Annotated in this window: 15 protein-coding genes; 1 reads left to right on the top strand and 14 read right to left on the bottom strand. The window is 46.7% G+C overall.

The window, feature by feature from the left end:
• Positions 1-11: 11 nt before the first annotated feature.
• The 6 genes from QUA78_RS01910 to QUA78_RS01885 form a co-directional block, all read right to left on the bottom strand.
• Complete coding sequence (locus QUA78_RS01910) at positions 12-1,211, bottom strand: 3-oxoacyl-[acyl-carrier-protein] synthase III C-terminal domain-containing protein (RefSeq protein ID WP_333304108.1); 1,200 nt, start codon at positions 1,209-1,211, stop codon at positions 12-14.
• A gap of 385 nt (positions 1,212-1,596) precedes the next feature.
• Positions 1,597-2,145: an EF-hand domain-containing protein gene (locus QUA78_RS01905; RefSeq protein ID WP_333304109.1), complete on the bottom strand. Its 549-nt coding sequence runs from the start codon at positions 2,143-2,145 to the stop codon at positions 1,597-1,599.
• A 542-nt stretch (positions 2,146-2,687) separates the two neighbouring features.
• Entirely contained in the window at positions 2,688-2,846 is a 159-nt protein-coding gene (locus QUA78_RS01900; RefSeq protein ID WP_333304110.1) for a hypothetical protein, read from the bottom strand.
• 160 nt (positions 2,847-3,006) lie between these two features.
• Positions 3,007-7,179, bottom strand: coding sequence for an amino acid adenylation domain-containing protein (locus QUA78_RS01895; protein WP_333398530.1), 4,173 nt, complete (start codon positions 7,177-7,179; stop codon positions 3,007-3,009).
• Between the two features lie 18 nt (positions 7,180-7,197).
• Complete coding sequence (locus QUA78_RS01890) at positions 7,198-8,028, bottom strand: HEAT repeat domain-containing protein (RefSeq protein WP_333304112.1); 831 nt, start codon at positions 8,026-8,028, stop codon at positions 7,198-7,200.
• The gene (locus QUA78_RS01885; protein ID WP_333398529.1) at positions 8,028-12,971 is read right to left on the bottom strand and encodes an amino acid adenylation domain-containing protein; all 4,944 of its coding nucleotides are present in this window, start codon (positions 12,969-12,971) and stop codon (positions 8,028-8,030) included. The genes QUA78_RS01890 and QUA78_RS01885 overlap by 1 nt, the downstream gene beginning before the upstream one ends.
• Before the next feature lie 163 nt (positions 12,972-13,134).
• On the opposite strand from QUA78_RS01885, the gene QUA78_RS01880 reads away from it, so the two are divergent.
• Complete coding sequence (locus QUA78_RS01880) at positions 13,135-14,235, top strand: alpha/beta hydrolase (protein ID WP_333398527.1); 1,101 nt, start codon at positions 13,135-13,137, stop codon at positions 14,233-14,235.
• Between the two features lie 232 nt (positions 14,236-14,467).
• On the opposite strand, the gene QUA78_RS01875 is transcribed toward QUA78_RS01880, so the two are convergent.
• From QUA78_RS01875 to QUA78_RS01840, 8 genes are all read right to left on the bottom strand, one after another.
• Positions 14,468-14,632, bottom strand: a complete 165-nt coding sequence (locus QUA78_RS01875) for a hypothetical protein (RefSeq protein ID WP_333305951.1) — start codon at positions 14,630-14,632, stop codon at positions 14,468-14,470.
• A 34-nt stretch (positions 14,633-14,666) separates the two neighbouring features.
• Positions 14,667-15,149: a GMC oxidoreductase gene (locus QUA78_RS01870; RefSeq protein WP_333398526.1), complete on the bottom strand. Its 483-nt coding sequence runs from the start codon at positions 15,147-15,149 to the stop codon at positions 14,667-14,669.
• Positions 15,150-15,412: 263 nt separating this feature from the next.
• Positions 15,413-15,883, bottom strand: coding sequence for a cupin domain-containing protein (locus QUA78_RS01865; protein ID WP_333305955.1), 471 nt, complete (start codon positions 15,881-15,883; stop codon positions 15,413-15,415).
• 46 nt (positions 15,884-15,929) lie between these two features.
• Positions 15,930-16,406 carry a cupin domain-containing protein gene (locus QUA78_RS01860; RefSeq protein ID WP_333305957.1) on the bottom strand — a complete coding sequence of 159 codons (477 nt, stop codon included), beginning with the start codon at positions 16,404-16,406 and terminating at the stop codon, positions 15,930-15,932.
• 348 nt (positions 16,407-16,754) lie between these two features.
• A complete protein-coding gene (locus QUA78_RS01855; protein WP_333305959.1) occupies positions 16,755-17,135 on the bottom strand; it encodes a hypothetical protein in 381 nt (126 codons plus the stop codon).
• A 51-nt stretch (positions 17,136-17,186) separates the two neighbouring features.
• A complete protein-coding gene (locus tag QUA78_RS01850) occupies positions 17,187-17,600 on the bottom strand; it encodes a nuclear transport factor 2 family protein (protein WP_333305961.1) in 414 nt (137 codons plus the stop codon).
• Between the two features lie 83 nt (positions 17,601-17,683).
• The gene (locus QUA78_RS01845; RefSeq protein WP_333305963.1) at positions 17,684-19,237 is read right to left on the bottom strand and encodes a GMC family oxidoreductase N-terminal domain-containing protein; all 1,554 of its coding nucleotides are present in this window, start codon (positions 19,235-19,237) and stop codon (positions 17,684-17,686) included.
• Positions 19,238-19,286: 49 nt separating this feature from the next.
• Positions 19,287-19,528: CVNH domain-containing protein (locus QUA78_RS01840; RefSeq protein WP_333398525.1), on the bottom strand; the 242-nt coding region annotated here is incomplete at its 5' end.

Genomic DNA, 19,528 nt, shown 5'->3' with positions numbered 1-19,528 from the left:
CTTTCTAATCCTTAGATTAAGCTCTCGATCAGTTCGGACTTCATTCTCCGACTCTCAAACTCCGCTATATTGTTCGGTACCCCTTGCGGCATAGAACCGAGTTTGACATCTCCCCAGCGCATCACTGCTGCGGCTGCTTGTGATTGACCAGCAAACATATAGATGAGAACGAGGTCGCCTGGGTGAAGCTTACCGAGACGTGCTGCATGATGCAGGGTTATTGGCGTAATGGCAGAACTAATGTTTCCGTACCAGGGATAGATATCGATGGTACGTTCGGGAGAGATGCCAAGGACTTTGGCTGAGAAGTCGGCGATCCAAGCGGTGGCAGTGTGAAAGGCGAAGAACTTGATGTCCTCCATGTTCACTTTAGCAGCCTCCAGGGCTCCCTGTGTGCATCGGCGCAGGTACGAACCATGCGTTGCGCGGATGGCTTGCAGTGTGTTGTTTGTTGTCAGCAAGCTGATCTTGCTGCCCCCCACGGTGCTGCCCGTGGGATCGGGGAGAGTTGTTATTGCCCATGCCCCGCATGTCTCGCCAGTATGGATGGTTTTACAGCCCAAGAGACCGTAGCCCGCTTTTTCCTGGCCAACAATAAACGCACTCGCACCATCACCAGTTATCCGAGAAGAAGCATCTAGCTCCTCTATCCCTCGCGAGAAGTTGCAGGCGGCTACGACCAACACGTTACGTGCCTGACCCGATTGCACGAAAGCACAGGCACTCAGGAGTGCAGCTACGCTTCCGCCACAATATGCGTCAATAGTAAATGCACCCCCCTGGTAGTCCAGTTCTTTGGTGATTTCTTTGGCGATGAAGCCTGCGTCTCCTCCACCGATGCGATCGGGGAACATAGAAGTGGAGAGCAGAAGGTCGATTTCTGTAGGAGGGATATTGGCTACCTCAATTGCCTGTCGAGCTGCTCTCACCGCAAGGCTCGTTGTCGTCTCACCCGCTTTGAGTACCCTTCGCTCTATAGCTCCATGAAAGGGATCGTCAAGGTAGGGAGCCATCGTAGCATCAAAAAGCAGTTTGTCGGTTTTCCTGGATAGTTTAACCTCTTGGGCTTTATGCCCGTTAGCATTTGCTTTCTTGTTCAACCATCTCTGCTGTGCTTGTGCAATATCGGGATATTTCTGACACCAATAGTCGTTGGTGCGTACTTCGTCCGGCAATACTACAGCGAGAGCGCGAATACCTGCTGCTATCATAAATACTTAAGAAGTAAAAAAACGGGTTGGAGTTCCTTGCCTGTAAGATAGCCTAGAAGTTTGTGCCAGATGTGGTTTTTGTCCTGCAACATTGCTAAATTCAAATAACTGATGAAAACATCCCCGATTGGAGATGTTTTCACTTGATGACTAACAAGTATCCCCGGCAAGGGAATTGCTCTGTCCAGTAGTGCGTTGCATAGGTTTACTAACAGCCTGACAGTTCTCAAGCTTGTGGAAATCCTTAGCCTAATTACAGGGTTCCCTAAGCGTTGGGACTAGGTTTGGACTGCCGAAGCTGCCTATTAGCGTGGAGCTTCTCTCCAGTGATACGGCTCCAGCCGGAAATCAGAGCAATTCACCCAAGCAATTTTTGGGACTTTTGTTAACTAACAGGACCGTAAAACCAATTGGCGGGTGCTTCTGTATCGTCACTTGCGTAATAGTCATACAAGTTTTTGGCAAATTCATCTCGGGAGATGGAACCATTCTTGTCCGTATCAAGATGGGAAAAAGCTGTCTTAGCGTCTGCTTCGGAAATCCCTACTGCTGTCAAGAAAGCAGAAAACTCTTTTTCATCAATGCTTCCGCCGCCATCAAAATCAATGGCATCATAAAGCACCTTATTTAAGTCCGTACCCATGTTGGCTGCGTTAGGCGACCCGAAAAAACGTTCGGTTGCCTCAAGGTATTCCTCCAGAACTACTTTATTGTCACCATCCCCATCAGCGGGTTTGAAATAACCATCCCATATGGCACGATAAGCAGACGTGAGTTTGTCATGCTCTGGAGAACCTGAATTAACACCCAGGTTTTGAGCGACCTTTTGAGCTATTTTGTCAAAGTCGGATGCTTCTACAACTCCATCATTAGATGAGTCGTATTTCTTGAACGCCAAGGAAATCTTTTTTGTTTGAAATTCGGACAGTGCCATAGCTATAGTCCTGAGTTTTTGAGTAAATAAGAATTGAGCTTAAAATCAATTGACTGCCAAGTCAATCACCTGTTACATATCTTAATAGCAGATGTGGAAAAAGCCGTCCTAGAAGGACGGAGTTTTAAACCAATACGGTTCAGTTAAGGCTCAAATAGTAGTGGTAAATTAAGTATTGTGCCTCAGTCCGCGTGGCTGGTGGTAAAGAAAGCTCTCAAACACCTGAAATTTCATTCATGGCGGGCGCTCGCTCGCTCGATCAGCTTTTTTTTCAACCGCGATCGACAATAAATTGGGTTATTGCCGATCGTCAGTCGCGATCTCCCAAAATTTCAGCGGTTACAATCACAAGAACTTCTCTTTTTTTGAGTTAGTTGACTTGGGAAATTATTGACCAAGTTCTACCTGAAAGGGTTCAGAGAAATAACCCAAGAGTTGTGAAAAAGCCTGTCTCAAAATTTCGCAAGGGAACAAGTTAAACACAGAGGTACTGGAATAATAATGAATCCTTCTGTATTTATTATTTTAAGCAGTGCATAGCCTTAACTGAACCGTATTGAATTATAGCCACGCTTCCAGTCAGCGGGCCACTGGGCGGTTTCGTTAGCAGCTTGCAAAGCTCTGACTTCACCTTCGAGTGCTGCGGCGTGGCGCTGCATGATAATTTCTAGTTGCAAAAAGTGTTCTTCGGGCGATCGCAATTTTTTTACATCCTAACTACAAACGTGATAAAGCGTATTCCTGTACCGTAGGGACACGGCATTGCCGTGTCCCTTTAGTCTCATAAAACTCTGAGGACTTTAGTCCTCACTACAAACGTGATAAAGATTATTTTATTCCACGCACAATAACCCGGGTAAATCAATCACTTAATTCCCGCTCCAAGCAATGCTTTAGCTGTTGAGCCAGCACCTCGACCCCTGGCTTTCTCAACATAGTAAGATGATTCCCAGGAACCCTAATCACCTCTACTTTTTGGGTCGTTAATTCGCTCCAGCCAAGAGTCGGATCTTGATGACTCATGCTTAGCTGTTCCCTCGATCTAAACAGAGTAATTCGCTGCGGATAAATTTTCGGTACATAGCTGAGAGTTGCTTGACTGTTAGCCTGAAATACAGTAAACATCGAGGGAATTGCCAGCTCGCGCCAGTTGTGTTTTTTTGACTCCTGAGATAGGATACTAACCATAACAGCCTGTTTCCAGTTCCAGCGATGCAAAAAATTAGCTGCCAAATTAAGCATCTTATTTAATTTCGGAAATTTGGCCACAATACCGCCACTTTGAACATTTTCCGCAGCAGCCACCAAGCGAAAATAATCTACTACAAAAGGCCAGATAGAGCGCGAAACAGTAGTCAGAATAAACTTGCAACCGTCCCAAAAAGAAGGTTTGTTAGCAGAAACCGGCGCTAAAGTATCCAGCACAGCAAGTAAAGCCACTTCATCCCCCGCTGCGAGCAACTGTTGAGCCATCTCAAAAGCAACCAAACCTCCAAAAGACCAGCCTCCTAAAAAATAAGGCCCTTTTGGTTGAACGGTACGCAAGGCTGCGATGTAGTCAGCCGCCATGTCTTCAATGCTAGTTAACGGAGAACTTTCGCCGTCAATACCCTTTGGTTGCAGCCCGTAAAACGGTTGATTTTCTCCTAGCTGAAACGCTAACTCGCAATAAGGAAATACCACGCCAAAGATGGGATGGACGCAGAAGAACGGGGGATTTTTACCGCGAGGCTTAATTGCAACTAAAGGCGACCATTCCAGAGTATTTGTTCCTGAATACAGCGAATCGGCTAAACCTTCAATTGTCGGATTTAAAAAAAGAGCAGACAGCGGCAATTCGCGCTGAAATTGCTGGTTAATCTCATTGATGAGGCGGATTGCCAGCAGGGAATCTCCACCCAAATCGAAGAAGTTATCGCGAATGCCAACGCACTCTGCGTTGAGGATTGTGGCCCAAATTTGCGCGAGGGTTGACTCGGTTGGCGTGCGAGGTGCAATGCAGCTTTTATCTATTGAATTGCTAGTTAGAGTTCCGGGTACAGGTAGGCGCAGGCGGTCGATTTTGCCATTCGGAGTTAGGGGCAGAAAATCCATCGCCACAAAAGCACTGGGAATCATGTAATTGGGCAGTTGTTGTTTGAGGAAATTGCGTATTTCCCCGGGATTAAGCGTCTGATTGTGATTGGGGACGACATAAGCAACTAGGCGTTTGTTACCAGACAAATCATCCACAGCAACCGCCGCTGTTTCTTTGACTGCTGGATGCTGAACCAGCAGCGCTTCAATTTCTCCCAATTCTATTCGATAACCGCGAATTTTTACCTGTTCGTCTGTGCGGCCTAAAAACTCAATATTGCCGTCGGGAAAATAGCGCGCTAAGTCACCAGTTTTATAAATTCGTTCTCCTGCTTTCTGGCTAAACGGATTAGCAATAAATCGCTGGGCGGTTAATTCGGGGCGGTTCAGGTAGCCTCGCGCCAATCCGCTGCCGCCGATGTACAATTCACCCGGAATTCCAACGGGTACAGGCTGTAAATTTTTATCTAAAATATAGAGTTGAGTGTTAGCTATTGGGCGGCCGATTGGCGGTTTTTTGCGTGAAGCGAAGCTATCCCGCAGGGAATCGCCAATTTCGGCCAAACTTGACCATACTGTCGCTTCTGTAGGGCCGTAAGCGTTAAAAAATCTGCGCCTGGAAGCCCAGCGTTTAACAATATCCGGAGAACAAGATTCGCCAGCACAGATGATTGTTTGCAGTGCGGGAAGTTCGGTGTTTGGAAGGACAGCTAGCAGCGAGGGCGGGAGGGTAGCGTGGGTAATAGCATTGTCCTGCAAAAATTGGATTAATGTTTGTCCTGGCAACAAAGATTCTTTCTTGGCACAGTAAAGTGTTGCTCCGGTTCCCAAGGCCATGACAATCTCAAAGATTGAGGCATCAAAACTCAGGGATGCGAATTGCAAAATGCGGTGATTTGAGTTTAAGTTAAAAGCTTCTATTTGAGCTATGGCTAAGTTGTAGAGTCCCCGATGTTCGATTAAAACGCCTTTGGGTTTTCCGGTTGAACCAGATGTGTAAATGACGTAGGCTAGGTTTTCTGGTAGGATATTTGTAGTTGGATTTTTAGAGCTTTGTTGGGCGATAATTTCTCTGTCGGAGTCCAAACACACTACTGAAAAAAGTCCGAAATTTTCCGGCTGCGTCAAGTTTTTTGCTAAGTGCTGCTGAGTTACCAAAATCGACACCTGAGCATCTTCTAACATGAAGTTAAGGCGCTCTTGAGGATAAGTTGGATCTAAAGGAAGGTAGGCTGCGCCTGCTTTGATAATGCCTAGCAATCCGACGATCGCATCTAAGGAACGTTCTACACAAAGGCCCACTAAAACTTCTGGTGCTGCTCCCAATTGCTGCAAGTAACGTGCAAGTTGGTTGGCTCGGCTGTTGAGTTGGCGGTAGGTTAACTGCTGGTTTTCAAAGACGGCGGCTACAGCATCGGGCGATCGCTCGACTCGCTCTTCAAATAGCTGATGGAAACACTGGTTTTTCGGATAATCTCTCTGAGTGTCATTCCAATCGATTAATAATTGCTGGTATTCTGGCGCTGTCAGCAAAGCCAAGTCGCTGAGGTGCTGTTTGGGATTGGCAACAATGGCTTCGAGCAGCGTTTGGAAATGTCCCGCCATGCGCGCAATTGTGCCGCTATCAAATAAATCTGTGCTGTAAACAAATTGCCCTTGAATACTTCCTGCATTTTCCCACAAGTGGCACTCTAAATCGAGCTTGGCGGTTCCTGCGTCAAAGTCGATCGCCTCTCCAGCGATTCCCGGCAATTCTAGCGCTGCTACAGGAGTGTTTTGCAGGCTGAAACTAATTTGAAATAGGGGGTTGCGGCTCAACTCGCGATCGGGGTGCAATTCCTCAACCAACTTCTCGAAGGGCAAATCTTGGTGGGCGTAGGCTACCATTGCCACGTTTTTTACGCGATGCAATAGTTCCCGAAAAGTTGGATTTCCAGACAAATCTGCACGCAGCACTAAACTGTTGACAAAAAAACCGATTAATGCTTCTATTTCGCTCAGGTTACGATTGGCGATCGGCGTTCCTACTGCAATATCTACTTGTCCTGTATAGCGGTACAGCAAAGTTTGAAAAGCGGCTAGTAGAGTGATAAATAAAGTCGCGCTTTCTTGCTGGCTCAATGACTTTAGCGCCTCGCTCAAAGCAGGTGATAGTGTTATAAATTGTTTGGCGCCGCGGTAGGATGGAACGGCTGGTCTTTGCCTGTCTGTTGGTAGATTGAGTGTGGTAATTCCGTTTAACTGCTGCCGCCAATAAGCTAACTGGGTTTCTAATACTTCCCCCTGCAACCATTGGTGCTGCCACTCTGCAAAGTCGGCGTACTGCACGGGCAGTGCTGGTAAGTGCGATTCCCTTCGGGATAGCTTCGCTTCACGCTCATTTTTTACAAATGCTGTGTAGAGCGTTCCCAGCTCTCGAATTAGCACTCCAATCGACCAACCATCAGCCACAATATGATGTAAATTCAGCAACAATATATGTTCTGTTTCACTGAGTTGTAGCAGCGTTACTTTGAATAACGGCCCGACGGCTAAATCGAAAGGGCATTGCGCTGCATCGGTTGCGAGTTGCAGCGCTGCGGTTTCCTGCTGATTTGGCGAGAGATTTTGTAAGTCGATTGTAGGGAGGGGTACTGTTAAAATCGGAGCAATAATTTGTACGAGTTCCCCTTCCAAAAACGTAAAAGTGGTGCGTAAAGTTTCGTGCCGCTGCACAATTTCGTTGAAGGTTTGCTCTAAGGATCTTAAGTTGAGGGAACCTGTTAAGCGGAGCGCTGTTGAGACATTATAGAAAGGATTGCCCGGTGCTAATTGATTGAGGAACCAAAGCCGCTGCTGGGCAAAGGATGCCGGGAAGACGAAAACTTCTGTTTCTTGCTCGAAATTTAGTTTGTTCTCATCAGTTTTGGGGCAGTTGTTTTCGATGTTGTGGCTCATTAGCGATCTAAACTCACTCATAATTAATTTTGCCCAAATTCAGATAATCTCCAAACTATTTTTAATTTTTTTTATAAATGTTTCTAACTCTTCAATGGTATATGTATGTAAATTGTGCTCGTACATATAATGACCCAACTGACTGATAATGTTACCAAAAGGCAAAAATGTGCTAATTTTTTTTAATTCCTTCCTCTGTTGTCTGTACTCAGCCTTAGACATATTTTCTTGATGCTTTCGACGCTGCAATTCTAAATATTGATAATTATATTCTGCTTCTTCTCTGACGAGACGATGTGCATCGCGTCGAAGTCGATCGCATAATTTGTGTGCCCTCAAAAAGTCTTCATCATTTGGCGAGTTGCAACCAAATTTCCCCAACACATCCACGACAGCCCACCGAGTTGTGTACCGATCGCTGACTGCCATACTGTCAATTATATCCCAGGGATTATTGATGCCCAGCCAAAATAACTCTCCTATAAGTCTCGGCAGTAAAATGGGGTCTCGATCGCGGAGTTGATAAAAGGCATTAAGCATTACTGGTATGCTGTCGTAGCTGCATATTTTTCCTAGTGTATAAACTGCGTCTTTGCGGATGAAATGGTTATCCGCAAAAAGCAAATTTTCAATTTCTGGGATAATAGCTGACTTTAGCTGGCTTTCCCAAGATTGTCGGCACGTATGATTTTGAGAACAACTCAGGACAAAATCTCTAATAAAAAAACAAGTATCGTTAATAATTTCGCGATCGTTACTTTGGAGGAACTTAATCATAGAATCAACCGCCCCAGGCGATGCAACAACCTCAGCCATGTATTCTGTATCTCCCAAGTAGTTAATATATTTGCGGATTTTAGTCTCAAACATTATCTGTCTTTATTTTCTCTGTTCAGCGATGACAGCTTCACGCGACGTTTTTCGCGAGAAAGAGGCACTAAAGCAGGAGCTTTAATATTAGCATCGCTCTCTTTCAAACTCTCAACAATCTTAGATAATTCTGCAATTGTCGGTGCTTCAAAAACCCGGCGCAAAGGCAACTCTACTGCGAAAGCATCTCGCACTCTCGAAACAAGCTGAGTCGCCAGCAGCGAATGGCCTCCCAATTCAAAGAAATTGTCCCGGATACCCACTCGCTTTATCCCCAAAACCTCAGCCCAAATTTTCACTAAAACTTCCTCAATAGAAGTATGAGGCGCAACATAACCGCCAGCCCATTCTAACTTAATCGGCTCCGGTGCAGGCAAAGCGAGGCGATCGACCTTTCCGTTAGCCGTCACAGGTAGCGACTCCAGCACCACAAAAGCCGACGGAATCATATATTCCGGCAGTTTTTCTGCTAGATAAGCCTGCAACTGTGGCACTAATTTACGCGCTGCTTTAGCTTGTAAGGGATTGTTAGCATAAGAGCGCCAAGGACGCAAGCGAGCGCTTCTGGTTTCTCGCACAAAATCTCTAGTTTCGCCCCGTACAAACACTACATCGTAGCGCCCTTGACTGTCGGAATTAGACCAACTAATATTAACATTATACGGAACTTCCAAAGCATACCAAGCTTCGGGATCGACTCCTAAATTATCGACTTTTTCCACAGCTTTTTGCAACTGACCTGCTGTTGCAAATTTATCGACAACAGACAGCAACTCTGCTGCCTTAACTGCTGCCGTTACCCGCGCATTAGGCACATTAGCAATTCTTAAAACATCGAGTTGATTTTCCAATAATATTTGTTGCACCTTGCTAACAGTCAGATTCTGATTTTCATCCAACCAATCCAGCCGTTTTTCTGCGCCCCACTCCTCTTTTGGCGATAATTTTGGGCGTGCTGTTTCAGACGCAATATGCAAAATAGCATTGTACCGAAAATCAGTTAACTCATTGCGAGCACTACCGCGAATTAATTGAATCTCTACGCCGTCAATCTGCGGAAAGCGGTGCTTTAATGCGCTAAAAAAATCTGGTTCAATAACTAACTCTGTTTCTTGAAAAATTTGCATTTGTACTCGCTGCTGCAACTGTTCGCCCGCGAGAGAAGGTTCGGCTTGATACAGTTGTACCGAAGTGTGGAAAGCTGCCAGCAGCGGCAAGCTGCGGACATCTCCGATGAATATAAAGCCGCCGGGAGCAGTTGCTTTCACCGCACCTTCTAGCACCTGCACGAGATAGTCGATAGTCGGGAAATATTGCACGACAGAGTTGATAATTACTGCGTCAAAAGCTGCTGTCTCTACTCCTTCAAAGTCTGTCGCCATTTTCTGAAGCAGCGTTACATTAGCTAACTGTTGATTTGCCAAGTGCTGCTGAATATAGTTGAGCGAAATAGGTGAAAAGTCGGTGCCGCAATATTGAGTGCAGCGAGGCGCAATTTGGAACAGCAACAAACCTGTGCCGCAGCCAATTTCTAACACTCGGCTGGGCTGCAAAGCTAAAATTTGGGCGGCTTGATTGTTCGCCCAGTCGCGCACCTGTTCTGCTGGGATTGGCTGATTGGTATAACTGCTATTCCAGCCGACAATATTAAAGGTTGGATCTGACTCAACAGCAGGTTGATTGTAAGTTTCATTGTAGAGCATTTGCCACTGCAAAACCTGTTCATTTTGCAATTGCATTATTTGGTTTTTTTCGCTGGCAACGCTATATTCAGGATTCAGGGCAATATAAGCGACTAAACGTTTATCTCCCTGTCCATCTTCGGAAGCTATTGCTACAGTTTGGTGCACCGCCGGATGTTGAGTTAATACTGTCTCAATTTCTCCTAATTCGATGCGGAAACCGCGAATTTTTACTTGTTCGTCAATGCGTCCCAAAAATTCCAGGTTGCGATCGGCTCTGTAGCGTACTAAGTCGCCGGTTTTGTAAATTCGCTCTCCTGAATTTTGTTTAAACTCAGATGTTGCACCATTATCTAGAACAGGCAAGATGCCTGTTCCACAATAAAATTTATCTCTTGTGGAACAGGCATCTTGCCTGTTCCTAAACAAGTCATTGAAAATGGTGCCTGAATTTGGTTTAAAAGGATTGGAAATAAATCGTTCTGCTGTTAAATCTGGGCGGTTGAGGTAGCCGCGAGCGAGTCCGTTTCCGCCGATGTACAATTCGCCAACAACCCCCATTGGTACGGGCTGCAAATATTTGTCTAATATGTAGATTTGAGTGTTAGCAATGGGGCGGCCAATTGTCGGGGCGATGTCTGTTTGCTCTGTTACAGGAATATAACCGGAAGTTGTGACGACGGTGTTCTCGGTTGGGCCGTAATTATTTACTAGCTTAAATGGATGGGATTTTAAAGGATGTTGTTGCAGTTTTTCGCCGCCTGCGAGCAAGATTCGCAACGCTGTTATTTGAGGCCAATCTAATAGCAAAACTTTCTCGGCTAAAGGTGTTGGCAAAAAGCTAATTGTAATTGCTTTTGATACTAACCAGTTTTGCAGTTTTTCAGGATCTCGCCTCATGTCATCTTCTGGAAAGTAGATGCTAGCTCCCGCGGCGAGATAAGGCCAAATTTCCCACCCGCAAGCATCAAAGCCGATCGCAGCAATTTGCGTTGCTCGATCGCCCGCTGACACCTCAAACTCTCTTTGATGCCAAAAAACGAGATTTAACAAGCTCCCGTGCTCAATTTCAACTCCTTTCGGCTTTCCCGTGGATCCGGAGGTGTAAATCGCGTAAACCAGATTTTCGGCTGTGGCTGCGCTGGTGGGATTGTCGGCAATTTCTTGGGAAATCATCTCCCAGTCTGTGTCTAAACAAACTATCTGTAAATTGGGCGAGCGCAAATTCTCTACCCATTGCTGCTGAGTTAACACAACAGATAATTGAGCATCTTTTAGCATAAAGCTCGATCGCTCAGCAGGATAGCTCGGATCTAAAATTAAGTAAGCTCCTCCCGCTTTCAGGATACCTAACATCCCCACGATCAGATCGAGCGATCGCCCGCAGCAAAGCCCGACTAAAACTTCCGCCCCAACCCCCCTTTTTTGCAGATAACGTGCTAGTTGGTTGCTGCGGAGATTTAGCTCTCGATAGGTGACTCGCTCATCTCCAAATACCAGCGCCACCGCATCCGGTGTCCGATCGGCTTGCATTTCAAATAGCTGATGGATGCACAAATCTTGCGGATTATCCGCCTGAGTATTGTTGCATTCAACTAACAAATGATAGCGCTCTTGGGCGCTCAAATATTGCAAGTTTGCTATGCGCTGTTCGGGATTCGCCACAATGCTTTCTAACAGAGTTTGAAAATGCCCGATCAGGCGCGCAATCGTAGCTTCATCAAATAAATCGGCGCTGTAAATAACCATGCCGCTGATACCCTCCGAGCTATCAACCCACAGCTTATTGCTGGGCGATTGGTTGCTTCCCGAGCTGTTGGGCGATCGCTCCCACAAATGAAACTCCAAATCAAACCGCGCTGTACCCACATCTAACTGCTGCGGGCTGAGTGTTAATTCTGGCAATTCTAACTGATTCCCCGGCGCGTTTTGCAGCGCAAACGCCACCTGAAATAAGGGATTTTGGTTCAACGCGCGATCGGGGTGCAGTTCTTCTACTAACTTCTCAAACGGCAAATCTTGGTGAGCGTAAGCTCCTAATGCTACCTCTTTGACTCGGTTTAAAAGTTCCCGAAAAGTTGGATTTCCCGACAAATCTGTACGCAACACCAAACTGTTGACAAAAAACCCGATTAATGCTTCAATTTCACTGCGGTTGCGATTGGCGATCGGCGAACCTACAACAATATCTTCTTGCTGCGCGTAATGGTAAAGCAACGTTTTAAAAGCAGCCAGCATAGTCATAAACAGCGTCACTCCTTCGCGCTGGCTCAACGTTTCTAAAGCCTCGCTCAGTTGTTTTGGCAGTTGCAAAAATTGCCTTTTGCCTCGGTAACTTTGAATTGGTGGCCTGGGGCGATCCGCAGGCAAATTTAGCATAGAAATGCCCTTTAACTGCTGTCTCCAGTAAGCAAGCTGCCTTTCTAAAACTTCCCCTTGCAGCCATTCGCGCTGCCATTTTGCAAAATCAGCATACTGGATCGACAAAGCCGGTAAAGGCGAAGATTTTTCGCTAGCAAATGCCGTGTAAAGTGCGCCTAATTCCTGAATAAGCACTCCGATAGACCAACCATCGGAGACAATGTGGTGCATATTCAGCATTAGTAAATATTCGGCATCATCTAACTGCAATAATGTGACTCGCAGCAACAAGTCATTGGACAAATTGAAAGACCGTTGAGCTTCCTCAGCCGTGAGCCTGTTTGCTTCAGTTTGTCGAGATTCCTGTGGCAAATTTCGCAAGTCCACTACATTAATCGGGAGGTGGAAAGCAGCAGCTATTCTCTGAACTGGTTGCCCCGAAACTACTGCTAGAGTCGTGCGTAAAGCTTCGTGGCGGCGCACAATTTCATTGAAGGTTTGTTGCAGCGCCCTCAAATTGAGCGAACCTGTCAAACGCAATGCTGCGGGAACATTATAGAAGGGATTGTTCGGGACTAATTGGTCGAGAAACCACAAGCGCTGCTGTGCAAAGGAAAGCGATAGATTTCCGTCCCGTCCCATAGGAACAATCGGTGCAGGAGTGAAACTAGAAGTACGATTAGCTGCTTTTAAAAATGAAATAATTTCGGCTTTTTTATGAGAAATTTCGGCGCGCAGTTCGGGTGTAAGAATTCCTTCGGGAGCGTTGCAGCGCAGGCGATCGCCCTCAACAAAAACATTAATATCTAGACTGCGAAGGTAAGATAAAAACTCAACTAACTCCACTGTGACAGAATCTCTGGCATTTGGCGATGAGCTCGATATTTTTGGCTCGGGCATTTTGAGTCATCCTGTCATTACTTGGGCAAATCAATAAATTAAATTCCACCAGCGCACAATTTAAGAGCTTAACTTACCCCTTGCTTACTGTGGCCTAACCTGAGTATGATCCTGTTTGATTTCGCAACCCAAATTCTACCCAAGGTTTCAGCTTATGCCGTTCATGCCCTTCAATTTCCTGTTCCTATGGCTGGTAGGATTGCTGTCGATCGGGGTACTTGGCGGAGGTATATACATTATTTACGAATGGTACATCGGCGAACTTGTAGGGATTTCCTACTTAGTCAGCGGAGTGTTGATGCTTCTTTGGTCTGTTGGCGGGCGCTTTATCAGTTTGCCACTGTTCCGCCGCCCCGGTGCTGACGAACCCAAGCCGACCCGAACGGGTACGGTGCAGCGGGTAGAGAGGCCTGATGGCACTATTTTACAAGTAGAATTCTACGGCCCAGAGGACGGACAGCCGATTATCCTCTCCCATGGTTGGGGGCCCAACAGTATGGTTTGGTATTACGCGAAACGGCAACTAAGCGATCGCTTCCGAGTGATTGTTTGGGATCTTCCAGGTTTGGGAAAATCCACTCGACCAAAAAACAGCGACTATTCCCTAGAAAAATTTGCCCGCGATCTCGAAGCCGTCATTGCCCTAGCAGGAAATAAACCTGTTATCCTACTCGGACACAGCATGGGTGGCATGATTTCTCTAACATTCAGTCGGCTTTTCCCAGAACTTCTCGGTAGTCGAGTAGCTGGTTTAATTCTGGTAGATACCACTTATACTAATCCCGTCAAAACGGCTATTTTTAGCGGTTTATTACGCGCTTTGCAGAAGCCGCTGCTCCAACCTATCCTCTATCTCACCATAGCTCTTGAACCGATTATGTGGGGAATGACTTGGCTGAGCTATCTCAATGGTTCACTGCACATCAGTGTAGAATTATCGGGATTTAAAGGCACTGAAACGCGCGGTCAATTAGAGTTTTCAGCTTTATTATCAGCCTTGGGTTCTCCCGGCGTTCTCGCTCGCGGCACGCTGGGAATGCTCAAATTTGACGAAACAAAAACTTTGCGATCGATTGACATTCCAGTGTTGGTGATCTGCGGTGATTCAGATATCGCCACTACCCCCCCAGCTAGCCTGCGGATGAAAGCAGAATTACCTCAAGCAGAGCTAGTTACTATAAAGCGAGGAGGACACATGGCATTAATCGAGCATAACCAAGAGTTTGCCGAAGCTGTCAGGGCATTCTGCACTGAAATTTTGTGACTAAAAATGTGAGTTAAAATCTTGTAGGTTCTGGCTGGGGATACCTTAAAATTCGGCGTTGTACAATTTGATGATGATTATTGTGGGGTGTCCCGCCTGCTGTGAAAATACACGCCTTCGGGCGACAAACTGAGACTAAACGAAGCCAGCATCAGTGTTATAAATCGCCAAGCTCGTATGAAGGTCATTTTGCTCTGCCTCCTAATAGTAATCTCGGCACTTCTGAAAAGTCTCACCGTCTAACGCCAGCTTTTCTGGCTGATTCAGATAGTTCATAACGTAGCGTGTGCGTAGCGCTCTGAACGTAGAGGTCGAGTCGAGCGTAGATGCGCGCTTGTATGTCGCTGGCGATGCTAATTGAACTTGTGTCATCATTTTCCTTATTTTTCCGTTTCATTACTCGGTCTTCGCTTCCAGCATTTCATCCCCGTTTAGTGCTTTGCGATCGCTAAAGGTCTTTGCTGTGAGTAACCTGCGACTTTAATTAAATCGGCTGCTTTTTCACCGATCGCAATTGTCAGCGCGTTAGTATTTCCTGTGGTCAGAGTTAGCATGATTGAGGCATCGACGACCCGCAACCCCTCAACCCCATGTACCCGTAATTCGGGGTCTACAACCGCCATTGGATCAGTTCCCATTTTGCAGGTGCCGACCGGATGGTAAACGCTATCACAAGCGTCCCGGACGTAAGCAACGAGTGCTTCATCGCTAGTCACGTCGATACCGGGAGCAAGTTCCTCCCCTCGAAACTCATCGAAGCCACTTGTCTCAAACAATTTGCGGAGTAATTTAATCCCTGTAACTAGCTTTTGCATATCGACTTCACTTTGAAGATAGTTCAGTCGAATCAGCGCTGTGTCTTTGGGCTGGCGCGATCGTAAACTGACACTTCCAATGTTTTGAGGATGAGTCAAAGACGCTACACCAAAGAATCCCGGACCAGACAAACGGTTGGCGACCACGCAGCCTGCCTAACCTGCACCAATCACGATGTAGTCATATTGAGTTATGCCATTCTCTTTCTCTACTATCTGTAGTGGATTAATTTCGTCATGAATGAACGAGAATTGATTGGTTTAAACAGTGCTCGCTGAAACCAGTTGGAAGTGCGGCACATAGGATACAAAAAATCAGATGGCACCCCAGCCCAGGACAAAATCAGGGGTTTAATTTTGTTCTAGACTGAGAGGATTGCTATGTTCTCGTAGCATCCTGCGGAGGGTAAAGTTCCGGGCGGACCAAGAAGTTCGTCGCCAATTTCAGCAGCAATGCGCTCAATCAGCGCCATGTCCGGTGTTTCTGCCTCATCTAGCGTCCCCGTTGTGGCGATCAACCGAGCAAAGCCGCTGGGCGCAGCAACGACTAACAATCGAGCGGGCCGATCGCTGAGCGAGCCGACTACGTGGGGCGTGCCTAGAGTAATCAGGAAGCTTTCGCCTGCATTTAGCACAACCTTGTTTTCACCTGCCCAGACTGTGACCTCCCCTTCTAACACATACACCTGTTCGGAATAGCGCGTGTGTCGGTGCGGAGGAGTCTGTATGCCAGATGGGAAGTAGCATTCGATCAGATCGTACTGACCTCCAGTTGTGGTGGCATCGGCAATGATGTTGAAGCGAGCACCTAAAAACCAGAGAGATTGTGTCATGAGATTGCTCCTATTGGTGAATGAGTGGTTGATTACGGTTGCTAAATCAGCATCCATGTTCGGGCGGTGGAGATACCACCTCAATTCCCTGCTTCGCTGAGACGGCGATAATGCTATCGATGTCTAAGGTGCCTGCAGCAGTGAGCTTCGACAGATCCTCGAAGAAGTTTTCGATGCCTGCCGGGACGAAGAGGGTAAGCATCCTGGCAGGTGTGGTGCCAATATTCTTGTAGGAATGCGGCGTGCCTTTGGGCGCAGTCATAAACCAGCCTGCGGTTGCCGTCATAGCGTGATCGCCAATCTGAAAGGCAAAGGTTCCCTCCAGAATATAAAACGACTCATCTTCGCGCCGATGTAGATGTAGTGGCGGTCCCGATTGTGGCTCGTCGATCACTTCAATTAAGGTGTAGGCACCGTCTGTATCCGTGCTGACCGCTTTGAAAGTTACCGTTTCCCCTGGCAGTACCTCGATCGATCTACCAACGCCTGCTGGAACGGCGATGTTCTTCAAAATAGTTTCCATGAATCATCCTCCTTGGATGTATTAGTTGTGTTGCAAAAACTTTTTAAGTAGTTCTATCTAAATCTGTTCAGCCTTGCTCGCAGCAACAAAAATTTGTTTACTGCTTTCATTCTTCAACGTTCATTCATTTCAGACCACTCAAATTCCCTGAGTTAAGCAGCAAGTTAATCTTTCTATTTCTAAAGACGGGTTTTTGAATGGAGTTGCGGTGAGGTCAGGAAAGCCCCTTCACGGCTGTGCCTTGGCGGTAGAGTATTGCCAGATATCTTCAAAGCGCTTATATTCTTCGATATCCGAGGAAAGTTTTTGGCTCGGCGCCGGCTGCGCGTTGTTCACAAGCATATCAATTCATCCATTTGGTGTACAAGTTTTACTCATAATGGAGCGATCGTTCTTGAACACCTCTAAAGTCCCCTTCCCTTGATGATCTCCCTTACCACTAAGCACTTGATATTTATAGTTGCTATTCTTAAACTTATAAACTTGAGCCGATCCTGTATCCTCTCTAGTTCCCTTGCCCAAACTCAAATTACCTTGAGGACTTGTAGAACGGTAGAGAAGTTCGCCCGAATTATGCCTTTTCCAAACATTAACATTGTATCCACCTTGGCACTTCAAACTGAGTACCAAGTCAGCAGTAGAGTCAGCCGAGGCTGGTAAGACCAGATAAGTTGAAACACCAGTCATCAAACCAAGCAGTAATGCAAATCGCTTCAGTAGTGTTTTCATAGTTTCCTCTTGCAGTTTTGAGCGTTCCGTTTTCTTCTTATCTACTTCTACCTAGCCAGTTGACGACTGGTCGTGAACCGGCTCCATGTATAGCCTTGCCCACGCGATGATTCCGTTGCGTAGGCCAGCAACGACTACACCACGAATATTCAGTGCCGATCCGGACGTGCGCGTACCTTGCCAGTGCCATTCAGCCCAGGCGAGTTCACAGTGGATCGTCGAAGCGACCAAAGTTGCACGTAAATCTGGAACTTGGGCAAAGAGGGCAGTCCAGTTCTCCCGGACTTGGGCTAGTCCGGTGAAGGCACTCTCAGGATGCAGCGGTTGTTCGCCTTTGAAATCGTTAGCGAAGCAGCTCACGAACGCGTCAACGTCGTGTGCGTTGATGGCATCAGACATTCGTTGAAGCACTGTTGGCATCTCATGTTGGGCTTCCGCGCTCATGTTTCCTGTTGTGTTAGGCATATTTCAATCAAGGATTGTAGAAGCGTTCTCTAAACTGAGCGAGATCGCTTTTTTCAGTGTGCGATTCTCCTCTGATTCTTAGGCTACGCCAACACTAAATATCTTTGCTGTAAAACGCCACCTGCGACTTTAATCAAATCGGCTGCTTTTTCGCCGATCGCGATCGTCGGCCCATTCGTATTCCCCGTAGTGATGGTTGGCATGATCGAAGCATCGACAACACGCAACCCCTTGATTCCATGTACCCGTAATTCAGGGTCTACTACTGCCATTGGGTCAGTGCCCATTTTACAAGTTCCCACCGGATGGTACACCGTGCTGGCAGTGTTTCGGATGTAAGCAACGAGTGCTTCATCAGTAGTCACGTCGGCACCTGGAGCAATTTCTGCACCGCGAAACTCATCAAAGGCACTGTTGTGGAACAATTGGCGCGTTAATTTAATCGCAGCCACTGACTTTTGCACATCGGCTTCACATTGCAGAAAGTTCATCCGAATTATTGGTGCATCTTTGGGATCGGACGATCGCAAACTAACACTGCCGACGCTTTGCAGATCCGTCACAGAGATGACCCCTGAGAACCCAAAATCAGCGGGAGTATAGCCCGGTGATAACAACTGGATGGGAGCGAAAAAAAACTGTAAATCCGGTACAACCTCCGAATCGCTCTCGCTATGCAAGAATAATCCAGCTTCTCCGATGCTACTCGTGCCAGCAAAGTGTAGATCCTGGGTTGCCTGATGCACCACAGAAAGAGAAAGGTGGTCTTGCAGGTTTTGACCGACACCCGGCAGATCGACCACGACCGAAATCCCCATTGCTTGCAAATGTTTTGCATCCCCAATGCCAGACAGCATCAGCAGCTTGGGCGAATCGAACGCACCCGCACTTAAGATCGCTTCCCGATCGACCCCGATCTGGTGCAGCGTACCCTCGTGCAGATATTCCACTCCAACGGTGCGAGTGCCCTCAAATAACAATCGAGTGACCAACGCCCCAGTTGTTACTGTCAAATTGGGACGCTGGAGAATGGGCACCAGGAAGGCAGCCGCTGTACTGTGGCGTTTGCCATCTTTAATGGTGCATTGATAGCGTCCTACTCCTGCCTGCTGCACCCCGTTGAAATCAGGGTTGTAGTTGTAGCCCAATGCCATTGCTGCATCTATATATCGTTGAGAAATGGCAGTAGGCGCGATCGAGTCGGTTACGCTTAATTCTCCATCAGTCCCGTGAAACTCGGATGCGCCTCGTGAGGAGTGCTCAGATTTCTTGAAATAGGGCAAAACATCCTGGTAACTCCAACCGGGATTACCTAATTCTTGCCAGCGATCGTAATCCCGATGATTGCCTCGAATATAAATCATCAGATTAATCGCACTGCTGCCACCCAAAACTTTGCCGCGGGGACAATAGATTTTGCGATTATTTAAGTACGGTTCTGGTTCGGAAAAGTAGCCCCAATCCACCTCGGAACCTAGTAAGCTCAAGGCTGCTGACGGGCTTTGGATCTCTGGTTTCGTATCCGGGTTGCCCGCTTCGAGTAATAACACTGTTGTTTTACTGTCTTCTGTCAAACGGTTGGCAACTACGCAGCCTGCCGAACCAGCACCGATAATAATGTAGTCATAGTTCATCATGGAATTCTCCTTCTCTGCTGTCTGTCGTGGATTAATCAGACCTTAATGGCTAGCGAGAATACGTCAAGTTTCCATTTTGATTCTCTATTCCCCGAATCAAAATTGATGTTGACTTGGTTGAGCCATTAACTAAACGACATCTTGCTAATAAAGTCGCTCCGGTATTATCAATATTCTTACAAGAAACTTGATAACTGCTAGCGGCTCTTGGATTGCGAGAATACGTCAAGTTTCCATTTTGATTCTCTATTCCCCGAATCAAAATTGATGTTGACTTGGTTGAGCCATTAA

This window comes from Microcoleus sp. K4-B3 (genome assembly GCF_036704615.1).
In the GTDB taxonomy this organism is placed as follows: domain Bacteria; phylum Cyanobacteriota; class Cyanobacteriia; order Cyanobacteriales; family Microcoleaceae; genus Microcoleus.
Note: the sequence above shows the minus strand (reverse complement) of the source record. Positions and strands in the feature narration are given on the sequence as shown.